This window comes from Pseudomonas sp. C9D1, from assembly GCF_056491235.1.
Genome location: NZ_JBSZIE010000001.1, coordinates 359576 through 377731 on the forward strand (window position 1 = coordinate 359576; position 18156 = coordinate 377731).

Annotated in this window: 12 protein-coding genes; 8 read left to right on the forward strand and 4 right to left on the reverse strand. The window is 67.9% G+C overall.

Annotated features, from left to right (window positions below):
• Window positions 1–22: 22 nt before the first annotated feature.
• The 7 genes from ACXI0U_RS01700 to ACXI0U_RS01730 all read left to right on the forward strand — a co-directional run bounded on the left by ACXI0U_RS01700 (window position 23) and on the right by ACXI0U_RS01730 (window position 8312).
• Window positions 23–529: a DUF3015 domain-containing protein gene (locus tag ACXI0U_RS01700; protein WP_479549639.1), complete on the forward strand. Its 507-nt coding sequence runs from the start codon at window positions 23–25 to the stop codon at window positions 527–529.
• A 425-nt stretch (window positions 530–954) separates the two neighbouring features.
• Window positions 955–3021 (forward strand): carbon starvation CstA family protein, encoded by a 2067-nt coding sequence (locus ACXI0U_RS01705; protein WP_271660024.1) that lies wholly within the window; start codon window positions 955–957, stop codon window positions 3019–3021.
• 13 nt (window positions 3022–3034) lie between these two features.
• On the forward strand, window positions 3035–3238 hold the full coding sequence (locus tag ACXI0U_RS01710) for a YbdD/YjiX family protein (RefSeq protein ID WP_021218787.1): 204 nt from the start codon (window positions 3035–3037) through the stop codon (window positions 3236–3238).
• A 102-nt stretch (window positions 3239–3340) separates the two neighbouring features.
• Complete coding sequence (yjiA, locus tag ACXI0U_RS01715) at window positions 3341–4312, forward strand: GTPase (protein ID WP_431483434.1); 972 nt, start codon at window positions 3341–3343, stop codon at window positions 4310–4312.
• An 87-nt stretch (window positions 4313–4399) separates the two neighbouring features.
• Window positions 4400–4915 (forward strand): sigma-70 family RNA polymerase sigma factor, encoded by a 516-nt coding sequence (locus ACXI0U_RS01720; RefSeq protein ID WP_021218785.1) that lies wholly within the window; start codon window positions 4400–4402, stop codon window positions 4913–4915.
• Entirely contained in the window at window positions 4912–5859 is a 948-nt protein-coding gene (locus ACXI0U_RS01725) for a FecR domain-containing protein (protein WP_479549640.1), read from the forward strand. The genes ACXI0U_RS01720 and ACXI0U_RS01725 overlap by 4 nt, the downstream gene beginning before the upstream one ends.
• A 65-nt stretch (window positions 5860–5924) precedes the next feature.
• Window positions 5925–8312 carry a TonB-dependent siderophore receptor gene (locus ACXI0U_RS01730; RefSeq protein ID WP_479549641.1) on the forward strand — a complete coding sequence of 796 codons (2388 nt, stop codon included), beginning with the start codon at window positions 5925–5927 and terminating at the stop codon, window positions 8310–8312.
• 401 nt (window positions 8313–8713) lie between these two features.
• Here ACXI0U_RS01730 and glyA read toward each other — a convergent pair whose 3' ends face one another.
• The 3 genes from glyA to ACXI0U_RS01745 form a co-directional block, all read right to left on the reverse strand.
• Window positions 8714–9967, reverse strand: a complete 1254-nt coding sequence (gene glyA / locus ACXI0U_RS01735) for a serine hydroxymethyltransferase (RefSeq protein WP_021222882.1) — start codon at window positions 9965–9967, stop codon at window positions 8714–8716.
• 100 nt (window positions 9968–10067) lie between these two features.
• A complete protein-coding gene (locus tag ACXI0U_RS01740) occupies window positions 10068–11945 on the reverse strand; it encodes a hypothetical protein (RefSeq protein WP_479549642.1) in 1878 nt (625 codons plus the stop codon).
• A gap of 381 nt (window positions 11946–12326) precedes the next feature.
• A complete protein-coding gene (locus ACXI0U_RS01745) occupies window positions 12327–13022 on the reverse strand; it encodes a DUF4241 domain-containing protein (protein WP_479549643.1) in 696 nt (231 codons plus the stop codon).
• 232 nt (window positions 13023–13254) lie between these two features.
• Here ACXI0U_RS01745 and ACXI0U_RS01750 point away from each other — a divergent pair, with 232 nt between their 5' ends.
• A complete protein-coding gene (locus ACXI0U_RS01750; protein WP_479549644.1) occupies window positions 13255–13899 on the forward strand; it encodes a DUF6348 family protein in 645 nt (214 codons plus the stop codon).
• 90 nt (window positions 13900–13989) lie between these two features.
• Here the strand turns inward: ACXI0U_RS01750 and ACXI0U_RS01755 are convergent, their stop codons facing one another.
• Window positions 13990–18156: a sensor domain-containing protein gene (locus ACXI0U_RS01755; protein WP_479549645.1), complete on the reverse strand. Its 4167-nt coding sequence runs from the start codon at window positions 18154–18156 to the stop codon at window positions 13990–13992.

The window sequence follows — 18156 nt, forward strand, 5'->3', positions numbered from 1 at the left end:
TGATGATTGTGGAGTGCAGCTAATGGACAACCGACTGCTGGTCAAAGGCGTGATTGTGGGACTTCTGAGCGTAGGTAGCGTGGCGGCACATGCCGACGCTGCCGGTGGTAACGGCTGCGGCTGGGGCAACATGCTGTTCGACGGCCAACGCGGCTTCGCACCGCACTTCCTGGCCACTACCACCAACGGCACCTCGGGTAACGCCACCTTCGGCATGACCTCCGGTACCAACGGCTGCGATGTCGGCGCCAAGATCGGCTACGGCGGCCGCTCGATGCTGGCCATGAACGGCATGCTCGACAACATTGCCGAAGACATGGCCCAGGGCCAGGGCGAAGCGCTGGACGCCTACGCCACCCTGCTGGGTGTGGAGCAGGGCGACCGCGCCCACTTCGCCAAGATCGCCCAGGAGAACTTCTCCACCATCTTCTCCGCCCCGGACGTGACCGGCGAGCAGGTGCTGGCCAACACTCTGGAAGTGATGAGCCGCGACCAGCAACTGGCGCGCTACGCCAAACAGCCGGCCTGATCGGCCGCAGTAACGAAGAAGCCGGGCGATGCCCGGCTTTTTCATGCCCGGTGATCAGGCGGCTTGGCCGAAATGTCGGGTTGCACCCGACCTACCCATGCATCGGACCCAGCGCGCAGGTGGACCTGTGCGGGCGCAGGTGGGCGCAGGTGGGCGTAGGGCGGGCCGGGCGGCGCTCCGCTTCAGCCCACTGCTTTCCCTGTCCTCCACTCCGCCTGGTGGAGGTAAAAAGCGACCTCCATCCCACTCAGCGGTCATGCCCGTGCACGGGGGCTGGCAGGGCACACTCCATGCCCCGGATAGACCCCGTCCGACCACCCCGGCGACAGTGGCCGAAGGCTCTAGACCAAGGTCTGACTTCAGTTTCGCCGGGGAGCGGCTAAGCTTGTGCGGCAGCTTGTCTGTCTATCCATTCGGAGTTCCCTATGAACAATAACAATAGCGTCACGCGCCACCTGCCTTGGGCAGTGCTGGCGGTGGTCGGCGCATGTGCCTTGGGTGTGGTCGCACTACGCCGCGGCGAGGCGATCAACGCCTTGTGGATCGTGGTCGCAGCCGTTGCCCTTTACCTTGTCGCTTACCGCTACTACAGCCTGTTCATCGCCACCAAGGTGATGCAGCTGGACCCGACCCGCGCGACCCCCGCGCTGCTCAACAACGACGGCCTGGACTACGTCCCGACCAACAAGCACATCCTCTTCGGTCACCACTTCGCCGCCATCGCCGGCGCCGGCCCGCTGGTGGGCCCGGTACTTGCGGCGCAGATGGGCTACCTGCCCGGCACGCTCTGGCTGATTGCCGGCGTGGTGCTCGCCGGTGCGGTGCAGGACTTCATGGTCCTGTTCATCTCCACCCGTCGCAACGGCCGCTCCCTGGGCGAGCTGGTGCGTGAGGAGATGGGCCAGATACCCGGCACCATCGCGCTGTTCGGCGCCTTCCTGATCATGATCATCATCCTCGCGGTGCTCTCGCTGATCGTGGTCAAGGCCCTGGCTGAGAGCCCCTGGGGCATGTTCACGGTGATGGCGACCATCCCCATCGCGATGTTCATGGGCATCTACATGCGCTACATCCGCCCGGGCCGTATCGGCGAGATTTCGCTGGTGGGCGTGGTGCTGTTGCTGCTGTCGATCTGGCTCGGTGGCCAGGTGGCCGCCGACCCGGTCTGGGGCCCGGCCTTCACCTTCACCGGCGTGCAGATCACCTGGATGCTGATCGGCTACGGTTTCGTCGCCGCCGTGCTGCCCGTGTGGCTGGTGCTGGCGCCCCGTGACTACCTGTCGACCTTCCTCAAGATCGGCACCATCATCGCCCTGGCCATCGGCATCCTGGTGACCATGCCCGAGCTGAAAATGCCGGCGCTGACCCAGTTCGTCGACGGCACCGGCCCGGTGTGGAAGGGCGGCCTGTTCCCCTTCCTGTTCATCACCATCGCCTGTGGCGCGGTTTCCGGCTTCCATGCGCTGATCAGCTCCGGCACCACGCCCAAGCTGCTGGCCAACGAATCCCATGCCCGTTACATCGGCTACGGCGGCATGCTGATGGAATCCTTCGTCGCCATCATGGCCATGGTCGCCGCCTCGGTGATCGAGCCGGGCGTGTACTTCGCCATGAACAGCCCGCCGGCCGTAGTCGGCACCGACGTCGCCAGCGTGGCGGCCACCGTCAGCAGCTGGGGCTTCACCATCACCCCGGAAGTGTTGGAGGCCACCGCCCGTGACATCGGCGAGCACACCATCCTGGCCCGTGCCGGTGGTGCGCCGACCCTGGCCGTGGGCATCGCGCAGATCCTCCACCAGGTGTTGCCGGGCGAGAACACCATGGCGTTCTGGTACCACTTCGCGATCCTCTTCGAGGCGCTGTTCATCCTCACCGCGGTGGACGCCGGTACCCGTGCCGGGCGCTTCATGCTGCAGGACCTGCTGGGCAACTTCGTGCCGGCGTTGAAGCGCACCGAGTCCTGGACCGCCAACGTCATCGCCACGGCCGGCTGCGTGGCCATGTGGGGCTGGCTGCTGTACCAGGGCGTGATCGACCCGCTGGGCGGCATCAACACCCTGTGGCCGCTGTTCGGCATCTCCAACCAGATGCTCGCCGGTATCGCCCTGATGCTCGGCTGCGTGGTGCTGATCAAGATGAAGCGCCAGCGCTACGTCTGGGTCACTCTGGTGCCGGCCACCTGGCTGCTGATCTGCACCACCACCGCGGGCCTGATCAAGCTGCTCGACCCGAACCCGGCGGTGGGCTTCCTGGCCCTGGCCAAGAAGTACAGCGACGCCGCTGACGCCGGCCAGATCCTGGCCCCGGCCAAGGACATGGCGCAGATGCAGCACGTGATCTTCAACGCCTACACCAACTCGACCCTGACCGTGCTCTTCCTCTTCGTGGTTCTCAGCATCCTGTTCTACGCCATCAAGGTGGGACGCAGGGCCTGGGCCAAGCCGGAGCGCACCGACAAGGAATCGCCCTTCCAGCCGATCCCGGATGCCTGAGGAGTGAACGCGCATGTTCAATGACCTGAGCCGCATGGGTAAGTACCTGGGGCAGGCCGCGCGCATGCTGGTCGGCATGCCCGACTACGACAACTACGTCGAGCACATGCGTGGCAAGCACCCGGACAAGCCGGTGATGAGCTACGAGGAGTTCTTCCGCGAGCGCCAGGAGGCGCGTTACGGTGGCGGCAAAGGACGACCCATCCGCTGCTGTTAAACGTGCTTCGCCAGGCTGCTGCGCTCGCGACGCCTGGCGAGACAGGTTGACAGTTACCCACGCGCCACGACTCGTCGTGGCGCGTGTCTTTTGGAGACCACGATGTACCCGACCCCCATCCCCGTCACCGTGCTCAGCGGCTTTCTCGGCGCCGGCAAGACCACCCTGCTCAAGCACATCCTCAAGGCCGAGCACGGCCTGAAGATCGCGGTGATCGAGAACGAATTCAGCGAGACGCCCATCGACGGCCAACTGCTCGGCAGCGAGCCGGTGCAGGTGATGACCCTGGCCAACGGCTGCGTCTGCTGCTCCATCCACGTCGAGCTGGAGAAGGCCCTGTACCTGTTACTGGAGCGCCTGGACGCCGGCGAGCTGGCCTTCGACCGGCTGGTGATCGAGTGCACCGGCCTGGCCGACCCGGCACCCGTGGCGCAGACCTTCTTCGCCGACGAGGAGCTCTGCGAGCGCTACGTGCTGGACGGCATCATCACCCTGGTGGACGCCGCCAACGCCGAGCGCCACCTGGCCGAGACCATCGCCCAGGCCCAGGTCGGTTTCGCCGATCGCATCCTGGTGAGCAAGCGCGACCTGGTGGACAACGCCCACTTCGAGGCCCTCAGCCAGCGGCTGTCACGGATCAACCGCCGCGCGCCGATCCGTGTGGTCGACCACGGCCGCATCGACCTGGCCGAGCTGCTCGACGTGCGCGGCTTCAACCTCAACGCCGACATCGGCTCCGGCCTGAGCCTGCGCCCGCTGACCCCGGCCGGCTCCACCGACCGAATTTCCACCCTGGTGCTGAAGAGCGACAAGGCGCTGGACCTCGACAAGCTCAGCACCTTCATGGAAGGCCTGCTGGAAGAGCACGGCAATGCACTGCTGCGCTACAAGGGCGTGCTGGATATCGCCGGCGAGGACCGGCGCATGGTGTTCCAGGGGGTGCTGCGCCTCTACGGCTTCGACTGGGACAGCGAGTGGGCGGAGGGCGAGTCGCGCGAGAGCGTGATCGTGTTCATTGGCGATGGCTTGCCGGAGGAGCGCATCCGCGCCGGTTTCGCCGAGGTGCAGGCCTGAAAGGGTGACTCGCAGGGTTGGAATGCAGATGAAAAGTAAATAGAATCACTCGCATTTGATTCCATTTACCCCTCCGGCGTGCCACCCATGAACGATGCAGTCGCGGCACCCGAACCCTGTCTCAATACCCTCTATCGCGAACACCGCAGCTGGCTGGAAAGCTGGCTGCGGCGGCGCCTGGGCAACGCCTGGGATGCTGCGGACCTGACCCAGGACACCTTCGTCCGCGTGCTCGCCGCCCACCAGGACAAACCGCTGCCGCGCCTGCAGGAGCCACGGGCCTACCTGCTCACCGTCGGCAAGCGCCTGCTGATCAACCACCACCAGCGCCGCAGCCTGGAACGCGCCTACCTGGACGCCCTGGCCAGCCTGCCGGAGGCGCAAGCGCCTTCGCCCGAACAGCGCTGGCTGCTGCTGGAAACCCTGCAGGCGCTGGACGAACTGCTCGACGGCCTGCCGCTGGCGGTGCGCCGTGCCTTCCTCTGGTCGCAGCTCGAAGGCCTCGACTACGCCAGCATCGCCCTGCGCCTGGACGTATCCGAACGCACGGTAAAGCGCTACATGGCCAAGGCCTACGAGCACTGCCTGCTGGTGGACCTGTGAGTGCCCAGCCCTCGGCCCAGGCCCGCCAGGTGGCGCGGGAAGCGGCGCACTGGCTGACGCTGCTGGAGTCCGGCGGCGCCCGCGAGGCCGACCATGCCGAATTGCAACGCTGGCGCGCCCGCAGCGGCGACCACGAACAGGCCTGGCAGAAGGCCCAGGCCCTGCGCCAGCGCTTCGCCCAATTGCCCGGGGCCCTGGCGTTGGCCAGCCTCGACCGCCCGGACCTGGGGCGGCGCACCACTCTCAAGCGCATGCTTGCTCTCGGCGCCCTGGCACCCGCCGGCTGGCTCGCCTGGCGGCAGATGCCCATCGCCAACTGGAGCGCCGACCTGCGCACCGCCACCGGCGAGCGTCGTTCGCTGGAACTGCCCGACGGCACGCGCCTGCAGCTCAACACCGCCAGCGCGGTGAACCTGGATTTCACCGACGGTCGCCACCAGCTCGCCTTGGTCGACGGCGAAATCGCCCTGGACGGCGCCAGCGAGTTGCAGGTACAGACCCGCGACGGTCGCCTGCAGGCCTCGGGCGCGCGCTTCTGCGTGCGCCAGTTCGACCACGGCTGCCTGGTGTCGGTGGCGCGCGGCACGGTGCGGCTGGAGCCTGTCCAGGGCATGCCGGTCACCCTGCAGGCGGGCCAGCGTGCCGGCCTGGGCGCTTCCGCTGTGGGCCGGGTGGAAGCCTTCGACACCCGCCAGCCCGACTGGCAGCAGGGTGTGCTGATCGTCGAGAACCGCGGCCTGGGTGCAGTGCTGCGCGAGCTGGATCGCTACCGACCCGGCGTGCTGCGCTGGGACCCGGCGCTGGAAACCCTCGCCGTGACCGGCACCTTCCGCCTGGAAGACACCGACAAGGCCCTGGCCCTGCTGGTCGCCAGCCTGCCCATCGAGCTGCACTACCGCACCCGCTACTGGGTGTCGCTGGTGCCACGGCAATCGCCTGCATGAGGGCTGTCCCTTTTTTTCGGCTCGCCTGTCATCACTGGCAATAGAACGAAAAAGAGAGCCTTTCGATGTCTGCAGTCCTTTCCTTCCGTCCCTGCGCGATGCCTCTGCTTCTGGCCCTGGGCTGTGTCGGCCTGTCTGCCGCCAGCTGGGCCGACGACGGTGCGCGCCGCAGCTACCAGATCCCCGCCGGCAGCCTGGGCGCAGCGCTGACCCGTTTCGCCGGCGAGGCGGGCGTCAGCCTGTCCGTCGACCCGTCCCTGGTCTCCGGGCGCAGCAGTGCCGGCTTGAACGGCGACTTCGCCGTGGAGGAGGGCTTCGCCCGTCTGCTCCAGGGCTCCGGCTTGATGCAGCAGCCGGCCGGCGAGGGCAGCTACACCCTGCTGCCGGTGCCCGACCAGGGCGGCAACGTGCAGCAGCTGCAGCCGATCGCCATCACCGGGCAGGGCAGCGGCGCCAGCGCCGATCACTACGCCGGCGGCCAGGTTTCCCGTCGTGGCGGGCTGGGCATGCTGGGCGAGCGGGATTTCATGGAGACGCCCTTCAACCTCACCTCCTACACCAGCGAGGCGGTGAAGAACCAGCAGGCCCGCACCCTCGCCGACGTGGTCGCCAGCGACCCCTCGGTGCGCAGCACCAACCCCTCCGCCGGGCGCTTCGAGCAGTTCTCCATCCGGGGCTACAGCCTGTACAACAGTGATGTTGCCTATGGCGGCCTCTACGGCGTATTGCCCACCTATTCCATCGACATGGAGATGGTCGAGCGGATCGACATCCTCAAGGGCCCGGGCGCCCTGCTCGGCGGCCTGGCACCCAACGGCAGCGTCGGCGGCAGCGTGAATATCGAGCCCAAGCGCGCGGGTGACGAACCGACCACCGAGTTCACCGCCCTGCACGCCTCTTCCGGCCAGTTGGGCGGGCACGTGGACATCGGCCGGCGCTTCGGCGACGACCAGCGCTTCGGCCTGCGCTTCAACGGCGTGAAGCAATCCGGCGACACCGAGTGGGACCACCAGAGCCTGGAGCGTGATTCCGCCGTGCTCGGGCTGGACCTGCGCGCCGAGCGCGTGCGCCTGTCCCTCGATCTCGGACGACAGGAGCGCGACGTCGACGGGCCCATGGAGCGGGTCGGCCTCAACGCCGGGGTCAAGGTGCCGGACGCCGAGGGCATCCACCACAACTTCGCCCAGCCCTGGACCTACTCCCGGGCCAAGGACACCTTCGGCGCCCTGCGCGGCGAGTACGACCTGAGCGAGTCGCTGATGGTCTATGCCGCCGCCGGCGCGCGCCGGGGCGACTACGACTTCCTCCGCCACGCGGTGCAGCTGACCAACGACGCCGGGCGCTTCGTGGTCAGCCCGCGCGCCTTCCAGCGCGAGGAGGAGGTACGCACCGCCACGGTCGGCCTGCGCAACTGGTTCTCCACGGGTTCGGTGGGGCACACCCTCAACCTCAGCCTCAACCGCTTCGACATGACCTTCGACAACAGCGGTGCGCGCTACGCCAACGGTGTGAGCAACCTGTTCGACCCGGCGACCCTGCCGGTGCCGGTCACGCCCACGGCAGCCGACAACCCGACCCACACCCGGAGCGTGCTCTCCAGCCTGGCGCTGGCCGACACCCTGAGCTTCGCCGGTGACAGCGTGCTGCTGACCCTTGGGGCGCGCCTGCAGCGGGTGGAGGTGGACAGCTCCGAGCCGGGCGAGCCCGACCAGCGCTATGACGAAAGCGCCACCTCGCCGGCCTTGGGCGTGGTCTGGCGCACCACCGAAGCACTGTCGCTGTACGCCAACTACATGGAAGGCCTGACCCAGGGCCAGACCGCCCCGGAGACGGCCAGCAACGCCGGCCAGGTGTTCGCGCCCTACCGCAGCAAGCAGGTGGAAGCCGGCATCAAGTACGACATGGGCAACCTGACCAGCACCCTCAGCCTGTTCCGCATCGAGAAGCCCGCCTACTACACCGAGAACGGCTACCTGCGCCCCGACGGCGAGCAGCGCAACCAGGGCCTGGAGCTGAACCTGTTCGGCGAGCCGCTGGGAGGCGTGCGCATCCTCGGCGGCGCCATGCTGCTGGACGCCGAGCTGACCCGCACCGCCAATGGCAGCAACGATGGCAACCGCGCCATCGGCGCGCCGATCCTCAACGCCAACCTCGGCGTCGAATGGGACCTGCCCCAGGTGCAGGGGCTGACCCTGACCGCGCGGGCCATCCACACCGGCGCCCAGTACCTGGACCCGGCCAACACCCAGAAGGCCGACGCCTGGCAGCGCTACGACCTGGGCGCGCGCTACGCCTTCAGCGTCGGCGAGACTGACGTCACCCTGCGCGCCAGCGTGGAGAACGTCATGGACAAGGCCTACTGGGCTTCCGCCAACGTCCCCGACGGCACCGCCACCGGCCTCACCCTCTCCACCCCGCGCACCTGGCTGGTGTCGGCGACATTCGGTTTCTGAGGGGGCGTTCCCGGGCTGAAGCCCGGGCTACGGCATGGAGCGTAGGGTGGGCTTCAGCCCACCATCGGAGCTGCCGGTAACCCCCCTTGGTGGATGGAAAAAGCGCCATCCACCCTACACCCCGACAAACCCCGTACCTGCAGGGGCGAATTCATTCGCCAAGGGCCGCCGACACGTTGTGTCCGGCAGGTGGGGTGGACCACGCTTCACCGGTCCACCGCAGCGGAGCCCGGTTCGGCTCCGCTGGTGGATGAAAAGAGCGCCATCCACCCTACACCCCGACGTACCACGTGCCTGTAGGGGCGGACTCATTCGCCAAGGGCCGCGCAGCGGCCCCATGGCCTGTGCGACAGGCATAAAAAAGCCCGGCATGAGCCGGGCTTTTTCGTCAGCGCTGACGTTTAGTTGCCGTAGACCGGCAGCTTGGCGCAGATGGCCTTGACCTGTTCGCGAACGCGGTCGACCACGGACTCGTCGCCCATGTTCTCGAGGATGTCGCAGATCCAGGTGGCCAGCTCGCGGCACTCGACTTCCTTGAAGCCACGGGTGGTGACGGCCGGGGTGCCGATGCGCAGGCCGGAGGTGACGAAGGGCGAGCGCGGGTCGTTGGGTACCGAGTTCTTGTTCACGGTGATGAAGGCGCGACCCAGGGCGGCGTCGGCGTCCTTACCGGTGATGTCCTGCTTGATCAGGGACAGCAGGAACAGGTGGTTCTGGGTACCGCCGGAGACCACGTCGAAGCCGCGGTCGATGAACACCTGGGCCATGGCCTGGGCGTTTTTCACCACTTGCTGCTGGTAGGTCTTGAACTCGGGCTGCAGGGCTTCCTTGAAGCACACGGCCTTGGCGGCGATGACGTGCTCCAGCGGGCCACCCTGGGCGCCGGGGAATACGGCGGAGTTGAGCTTCTTCTCGATCTCTTCGTTCTTGCGAGCGAGGATCAGGCCGCCGCGCGGGCCGCGCAGGGTCTTGTGGGTGGTGGTGGTGACCACGTCGGCGAAGGGCACCGGGTTCGGGTACACGCCAGCGGCGACCAGGCCGGCCACGTGGGCCATGTCGACGAACAGGTAGGCACCTACCTTGTCGGCGATGGCGCGGAAGCGCGGGAAGTCGAGGATCTGCGAATAGGCGGAGAAGCCTGCGACGATCATCTTCGGCTTGTGCTCGACGGCCAGGCGCTCGACTTCGTCGTAGTCGATCAGGCCGGCGTCGGTGATGCCGTACTGCACGGCGTTGTACAGCTTGCCGGAGGAGGAGACGGAAGCGCCGTGGGTCAGGTGACCGCCGTGGGCCAGGCTCATGCCGAGGATGGTGTCACCGGCCGACAGCAGGGCCAGGTAGACAGCGGCGTTGGCCTGGGAACCGGCGTGGGGCTGGACGTTGGCGTAGTCGGCACCGAACAGTTCCTTGGCGCGGTCGATGGCCAGTTGCTCGACAACGTCGACGTACTCGCAACCGCCGTAGTAGCGCTTGCCCGGGTAACCCTCGGCGTACTTGTTGGTCAGTACCGAACCCTGGGCTTCCATCACCGCCGGGCTGGTGTAGTTCTCGGAGGCGATGAGTTCGATGTGCTCTTCCTGGCGCTGGGCTTCCTGCTCCATCGCGGCGAAGAGGTCTGCATCGTAGCGGGCGAGGGTCAAATCACGGCTGAACATGGCGGTCCTCTCAGGGATCGGTACGTGGAAAGGCGCGCATTCTAACTCATAGGTCGTTGGCTGACACATGAAGGTCGGTCATACGACAGACAAGTGGCATTCACGCGGAATCACTGTCGTCTTCCTGCAATTGGGCGAGCTTCTGGCGCAGGGTCTCGCGCTCATGGTCGAACAGCAGCGGCAACTGCTGCCAGCTCTCGTAGAGCGGCTCCAGCCAGCAGCAGTAGCCGTCGTCGGGGCGCTGGCTTTCCAGCTGTTCGAAGCAGGTGTGGATGTCCAGCGCGTGGGCTGGCTGGTCGTGGGCGATGGCAGCCAGCACGCGGATGGCCGCCACCGTGGTCCAGTCACTGGGCCCGAACAGGGCGCAGAGCAACAGCTCGCGGCGACGCGAACCTTCCCAGCCGCCGTCGAGATGGGCCAGCACCTGGGCGGCGGCGCTTTGCACGCGGGTGAGCCAGAGCAGCGCGGGGATCGAGCGGTCGGGCACCGCCGGCGGGTGCACCAGGGTCGCCAGCACCTGCAACGCTTCGTCAGCGTCCAGGCCGGCGGCCACATGGCTGGCCTGGGCCCAGTTGGCGCGGGCATAGGGCTTGGCGGCGAGCCCGGCGATCAGCGCGCTGACCTTTTCCCCCGGCGGCGGCAGGGCCGGCTGCGCCTGGTCGCCCTCATAGCGCCAGAGCCGGTGGGCGACCGGCCCCAGGGGCTGGCGCGGGTCGGGCTGGGCGATGGACTCGGCGGTGACCTCTACCTTGCAACCGGCCAGCCCATGGGCGGCGAGTTCCAGGGTGATGGCGAGGACGTTGCTCGGCGCCTCCAGGGAGCTGGTGCGCAGGGTGATGCTGTCGCCGGGCGAGCCGTTGTAGCTGCCATCGAGCAGGCTGTCGCGGATCTTGCGCAGGACGTTGGCGCTGGCGTCGTTGGGTTGGGGCGGGGCGCCGCTGGCGAGGAACCACAGCTGGTAGGCGCGCTCGTTATCGGCCTTGGCGGCGTCGATCACCTGCTGCAGCAGGGCGTCGTCGCCCGTGGCGCGCCACTGGCAGTAGTCCCGCGAAGGGGCGGCCCAGGCATGTTCCGGGTGCAGCGCCAGGGCCTGGTCGTACCAGCTGATGGCCTGGGCCCAGCCCTGGTTCTCCAGCCAGGTGTCGCCGGCCTCCAGGTAGGTGCTGAGTTCTTCCGGTTGCTGCTGCATGGCCTGGCTGAAGGCCAGGTCGGCCTCCGCCGGGCGGCCCTGCTGGCGCAGCACCAGGCCCCGTGCGGTCGCCTGGTGCCAGTCCTGTTGCTGCACCGGGCCGGCCAGTTCCAGGGCCTGGTCGAACAGGGCGGCGCGGCGCAGCAGGCCGATGTGCAGCATGGCCCATTGGGCGACGAAATCGTCCGAAGGCCGGATGCGACTGGCCAGTGCGGCCCAGCGGCGGGTGTTGGCGAGGTCGTGGGCGGTGGCTTCGCGGGCTTCCGGGGTGCGCTGGATGAGCCGGCCGTAGAGGCGCATCTGCAGGTCGGCATCCAGCTGCTCCAGGGCGCCGGCCGGCTCCAGCCAGCCGAGGGCCCAGGCGTCGAGGTAGTCGCTTTCGGGGGCGGCGTCGATGACGTGCAGAAGCAGGTCCACCGCGTCGGCGACCCGCCCTTCGCGGGCCATGATCCAGCAACGCAGGGCCTCGGTGGCGGCGTAGCGCTGATCGCTCGGCGGCAGCAGCACGGCTTCAGCCGGGGTACCGGCGGTTTGCAGGTAGCGTTCGGCCAGGGCCAGCCATTCGGGGTTGCCCGGGGCGAACTTCAGCAGCTCGGCCAGGTGCTCGGCGCCATGGGCGAGGTTGCCCTGTTCCAGCTCGGCCTCGGTGATGAAACGCTCGAACTCGGCGGTGCCCTGGCGCAGCTCGATGCTGGTCTGTTCGGGGGCGGCTTGCGCCTCGGCGGTCGGGGCGGCTGGGGTGGTCTGGCGGGTGTCGGCGTTGCGGGTAAAGCGTTTCCACCAGGACATGGCGGGCTCCTTGTCTCGTCGTCGCCGGTCAATGGCGGGCTGGTCGGGCGGGGCGCTGGGCGGTGATGGCGCGATCTTACGGCAAGGCCCTTGGTGCGGGCCTGTCGGGGATCACGAAACCGGTTTCGCGGCGAGGGGGGCGTGGTGTTCGGCATGACCTCGAATGGTGGACCGGTGAAGCGTGGTCCACCCTACGCCCGGGCTGCGTAGACAAATAAGCCCAGGTGTTGACGGTATTCGCCGACCCCCCAGGCTCTTGCAGCTTGCAGCTTGCAGCTTGCAGCTTGCAGCTTGCAGCTTGCAGCTTGCAGCTTGCAGCTTGCAGCTTGCAGCTTGCAGCTTGCAGCTTGCAGCTTGCAGCTTGCAGCTTGCAGCTCGCTGTCAGCGCTCGGGCAACAACAGGAAATCGGTCACCACCGCCACCAGCCGGCCGTCGGCGTCGTAGCCGAAGTAGCTGGGGTAGGCGCCGTCGCCGTAGCCGCTGGAGAAGAACGCCACGTTGCCGGCGTCGGTCGGCAGCAGGTACCAACTGCGGGTGTGCTGGTAGGTCTTGTCCAGTTCGGCGAACAGGCGCTCGTCGAAGGCCTCGCCTTCCTGGTCTCGGCGGGCCTCGTAGCTGCGCAGGGCGGCGGCGTCCAGGAAGCCGCCGGTGCCGCTGTCCACCCCGTAGCCGAAGAACTCGTCCGGGCCCAGGGTGCTCGGGTCCTGGCCTTTCACCAGGGCCATCTCCCAGCGGGTCGCCGGGCCGGGGGCGAAGACGATGCGGGCGAAGGCCACGCGTTCGTCATCGCCGATTCGCGCGATAGCCAGTTGCAGGGGGTAACGGCCCTTGGGCACGGCCTGGGTGAAGGGGCCGTCGCAACTCACCAGCGGGTCACAGGCCACCAGTTGCCCGGTGGGCAGCTCCAGCTCGCCGATGGCCTGTGTATGGAGGCGGTAGTCCTGGCCCTCCACCTGCACCTGGTAGCCCTCGGTGAAGGCGGCATCGAAGAGCGGGTGGTCCTTCGGGGCGGCGGCCTCGGCGTAGAGCGCTGGCAGGGCCAGCAGCAGGGCGAGCCTGGCGAAGTGTCGGTTCATGGGCAGCGGTCCTCCATCTGTGCAGCAGCGGTGGAGAAGATCCCACGCCCTGGCGCCCGCGTGTGCGGACTGGTGCGCAGAATACCTGCGGCGCAGCCAGGCGAGTGCGTCCTGCTCGACGTGCTTGCCGCTCCGACCGCTCAAGCGCGGTAATCTACGCGCCGTTTCGGCCTGGCATTCCCGGGCCCCGTCTATGCCGCCTCGGGCGTGCCTTATTGCACAAGGATCGAAGATGGAACCGGTATTCGTTACGCAGCGCCTGGCTGCACTGTTTGAGTCCCATGGCGTCGAGTTCGTCGTGCACGACGACTGGGTCGCCCCTACTGGCCGGCTGCCGGCCATCCGCGCCACCTGGTACCCCGGCGAGCAGACCGGGCGGCTGAACGTGGATGTGCTGCTGGAAGACGACAACCGCCAGTTCCAGGAAGCCTTCGTCGGCCTGGGCGAGGGCGAGTCGGGTCTGCAGGACGCCTGGCAGAACTTCTGCCGCAACAGCTTCCATGTGCTGCTCTCGGCGTTGTGGGGCCATGTCGACGAGGAGCAGGTGATGGTGGAGACCTGGCAGGTGGGCGAGCAGCGCTTCGAGGCGCACCTGGGCAACCTCGGCCTGCGGGGCGCCGATGGCAAGGTGCCGGAGCTGCCCGCCGAGCTGTTCCCCAGCATCGAGGCGCAGATCCGCGCCCAGCCGCTGGACGCGCGCATCCACTGGTTCCGCCACTTCTTCTGCGCCTTCAGCAACCAGCGCACGGTGGAGGCGCTGTTCGACAACGACGCCTGGCAGGCCGGCATGGACAGCCTCTCGCGCCTCGGCTGGCAGGATTCGCAGGCGTACTACAGCGTGCGGCACTTCCTGGTGGTCAAGCCGATCCCCGCCTGACGGTGTTTGCCCGGAACGGTCCCGCTGCAACGCAAGAGCCCCGCATTTAGCGGGGCTCTTGCGTGGGGCTGGCCTGGTGGTTCGAGGTGCTCAACTGAGCATGAACAGCGCGGCGCCGCCGAACTGGGCCTCGAACTGCTCGGGGCTCATGGGGCGGCCGAAGAGGTAGCCCTGCACCTCGTCGCAGCCGTGTTCGCGGAGGAACTCCAGCTGGGCGTGGGTCTCGACGCCTTCGGCGATCACCGCGAGGTTGAGGCTGTGGGACATGGCGATGATGGCGCGGGCGATCTGCGCATCGCGCTCACCGTCGGGCAGGCCGTCGACGAAGCTGCGGTCGATCTTCAGCACATCGATGGGGAACTGCTTGAGGTAGTTGAGCGAGGAGTAGCCGGTGCCGAAGTCGTCCACCGCGATGCACAGGCCCAGGCGCTTGAGGCTGGCGAGGATCTGCATGGCTTCGCCGACGTCGCGCATCAGGATGGATTCGGTCAGCTCCAGCTCCAGGCAGGCGGGCGGCAGGCCGCTGTCGGCGAGGATTCCGGAGATGCGTTCCACCAACTGGCCGTCGGCGAACTGGCGCGCGGAGATGTTCACCGAGATCTTCGGCAGGCGCATCTTCTGCTGGTGCCAGTGCTTGAGCTGGCGGCAGGCCTCGCGCACCACCCAGTCGCCGACGTCCACCACCAGGCCGAGCTCTTCGAGCACCGGGATGAAGTCGTTGGGCGGCACCAGGCCACGCTTGGGGTGCTGCCAGCGCAGCAGCGCCTCGACGCCGGTGAGGCGCTTGCCGTCGCCGGAGAACTGCGGCTGGTAATAGAGGATGAATTCGCGCTGCTCCAGGGCGTGGCGCAGGTCGCCCTCCAGCTCCAGGCGCTCCAGGGCGCGGGCGTTCATTTCGGCCTGGTAGAACTGGAAGTTGTTCTTGCCGCGTTCCTTGGCGTGGTACATCGCGGTGTCGGCGTTCTTCATCAGCTGGCTCAGCTCGCGGCCGTCCTGGGGGCTGAGGGCGATGCCGATGCTGGCGGTAACGAAGAACTCGCGGCCTTCCAGCACGAAGGGGCGGGCCAGGCTGGCGAGTATCTGCTCGGCCACGCTGATGGCGCGGTTCAGCGCGCCTTCGCGGGTGGCGCGAGGTTGCAGCAGCAGGGTGAATTCGTCGCCGCCCATGCGCGCCACGGTGTCGTCGTCGTCGACGCAGGCGGCCAGACGGATGGCCACGTCCTTGAGCATGCGGTCGCCGGCGGCATGGCCGAGGGAGTCATTGATCGGCTTGAAGCGGTCGAGGTCGAGGAACATCAGCACCACCCACTCCTGGTGCCGCTCGGCGTGCTGCAGCGCGGTGTGCAGGCGGTCCTGGAACAGCGTGCGGTTGGGCAGGTGGGTGAGGGCGTCGTAGTAGGCCAGGCGGTGGATGCGCTGTTCGCTGGCCTTGCGCTCGCTGATGTCGCTGAAGAAGCACACGTAGCTGACCAGGTCGCCTTCTTCGTCGTGCACTGCAGTGATGCCGATCCACGAGGGGTAGGCATCGCCCTGGCGGCGCTTGAGCCAGACCTCGCCCTCCCAGCTGCCGCGCTGGTTGAGCTGGCCGAGGATGTAGTTGAGCTGGGTGGCCTGCTGGCGGTCGGCGGTGAGCACCGAGGGCAGCTGGTCGAGCACTTCGGCCGAGGAGTAGCCGGTGATGCGGCTGAAGGCTTCGTTGACCTGGACGATATAGCCGGCCGGGTCGGTGACCAGGATGGCCGAGGTGGAGTGCTCGAACACCGTCGCCGCCATGCGCAGGTCTTTTTCGGCGCGGCGTTGCTGGCTGATGTCGCGGCCGACGCCGAGCAGCCCTTCGAACTGCCCGTGTTCGTCCCACATCAGCATGATGCGCAGTTCCACGGGAATCTTGCGGCCGTCGGCGCGCAGGCAGTCGAAGAGGAACAGCTGGGCCGGCAGGCGGGCGCGCAGTTCGGCCAGGCGCTGGGGGTTGCCCAGGGCGTTGCTGACCTGGTCCAGCAGCACGTAGAGCGGGGCCATCTGCCGTGGGTCGGCGACGGCGGTGTTGAAGCCGTTGGCGACCACCGATTCGGCGCTGAGGCCGAGCACCGGCTGCACCGAGGGGCTGACGTAGTTGAGCTGCAGCTGGCGGTCGCTGGTGAAGATCACGTCGCTGATGCTTTCGGCCAGCAGGCGGTAGCGCCGCTCGCTGTCGCGCATCAGTTCGCTGGCTTCGATCTGCTCGGTGATGTCCTTGGCCACGCCTATCAGGCGGCTGACCCGGCCCTGCTCGTCGCGGGTCAGGGATTGCTCGCGGATGTCGAACCAGTGCCAGTTGCCGTCGCGATGGCGCCAGCGCAACTGGCATTGCAGCAGCAGGCCGTCGCCGACCACCTGTTGCAGGTTGCGCATGCGCCAGTACTGTTCCTCGTCGTCCGGGTGCAGCACCTGCTCCCAGAAGCGCTCGCCCATCTCCTTGAGCTCGCTACGGCTGTAGCCGAGCTGCTGGCCGAGGCGGTTGTTGCTGAGCATGACCTTGCGGTTGCCGATGTCGTGCACGTAGAGGGTGTCCGGCACGGCCAGCACCACGTCGGACCAGAAGCGCTCGCGCTCGATCAGCGACAGCTCGATGCGCTTGCGGCTGGTGATGTCGCTGATGCTCAGGGTGACGGCGTGCAGGTCCTGGATCATTTCCGGCAGGCGCAGCACCACCCACAGGTGGCGCTCGGTGCCCTGGGGCGTGACGATGCGGGTTTCCAGCTCGATCTGCGATTGGCTGCCGAGCACGGCGCCGATCAGCTGGGCGCGGATGCCGCCATCGCGCAACGGGCCGTGGCCGACCAACTGCTGCCAGGCCTGCTCGGTGCTGGCGACGCCCAGCAGGCGCAGGGCGAACTGGTTGACCTCGGTGATGCGCAGGCGCTGCTGCAGCTCCATGTGCTGCTCGGGGTGCGCGGTGATCCACTGGCCGAGGGCCTGGGTGTCGCGCAGGCCCAGCTGGAACAGGTATTCGCGCAGGCCGGAAAGGTCCAGCACGCAGAGCGCGACCCCGGTGCCTTCGAAGATGTCCTGGTAGCGCCGACGGGTTTCCTGCAGCACGCGCAGGGCCTGCTGCTCTTCGGTGACGTCGCGCAGCACCCAGACGTATCCGATCAGCTTGGCGCCATCGTTGAGGTCGTTGCGGGTCACGGCGAACAGGCGCTGCTCGCCGTCGACGCCGGCGGGCACCAGGTCCGGGCCGAGGTCGTTGGGGAAGGTGGTGGCGTGCAGCAGCAGCGGGTCCAGCCCCGGCAGCAGGGCCAGCAGGTGGTACTCCTGGGATTCTTCGCTGCTCATGCCGAACAACGCCTCGGCGCGGGCGTTGAGGTAGCACACCACGCCGTCGGTCCAGGTCACCACCACGCGCTCTTCGATCACCCCCAGGGCGCTGGCCGCCTGGCGCAGGGAGCGCCGCGAGGCGTCGTTGATCTCGCGCAGGTTGCGCTGTTCGCGCTGCAGGACGAACAGGGCGATGGTGGCCAGGGTGGCGCAGATCAGGAACAGCGCGAAGCGGCCGATGAGCCCGGGCAGCAATTGGGCCTGCACCTGGCGTTCGTCGTAGAGCGCGCGCAGTTGCCAGTCACTGTGGGCGAGGGGGGCGAGGAACAGCGTCTGCGACTCTTCCTCGGCGGTCACCGGCATGACGATGGGGCTGTCCTTGTCGAGCTTGCCGCTGTGCAGCAGCACGCGGGCGCTGAAGCGGTCCTCCAGCAGCCAGCCGGACTGGGCGCGCTCCTGCTCGCGGATCCAGTTGTGCAGCGCACGCGGCGCCAGGCGCAGGAGCCAGACGTTGTTGGCCTGCACGTCCCGCAGAATCAGGTACAGCTGGCCGCCGGCCTGGGCGCTGAAGGCGAAGTGCACGGGCTGGCCGGCGGAGCGCTGGTAGAGGCTGGCGACGAACAGGGCGTCGTCGGCGCCTTCCGCGCTGTCGGCGGCGATGCCGCCACGGGGGGTGAGCCAGGCGATGCTGCGCATGGCCGGGTAGATGCGCCGCAGGTTGTCCAGCAGCTCGGGGTTGATGGACGGCTGGCGGGCGCTCTGGGAGAGGAAGGCGAGGCCGGCCTGGGCCTTGAACTCCATGCTGCCTTCCAGGTGGCTGGACATTTCCCGCGCCAGCTCCTGGCTGCGTTGCCGCTGGCTGTCCCGGAGCTGGTGGTACTCCTGCTGCAGCTGCCAGAGGAGCAGGCCGAGCATCGACAGCACGAGGATCACGAGCAGGCCCTTCACCGAGCGATGCAT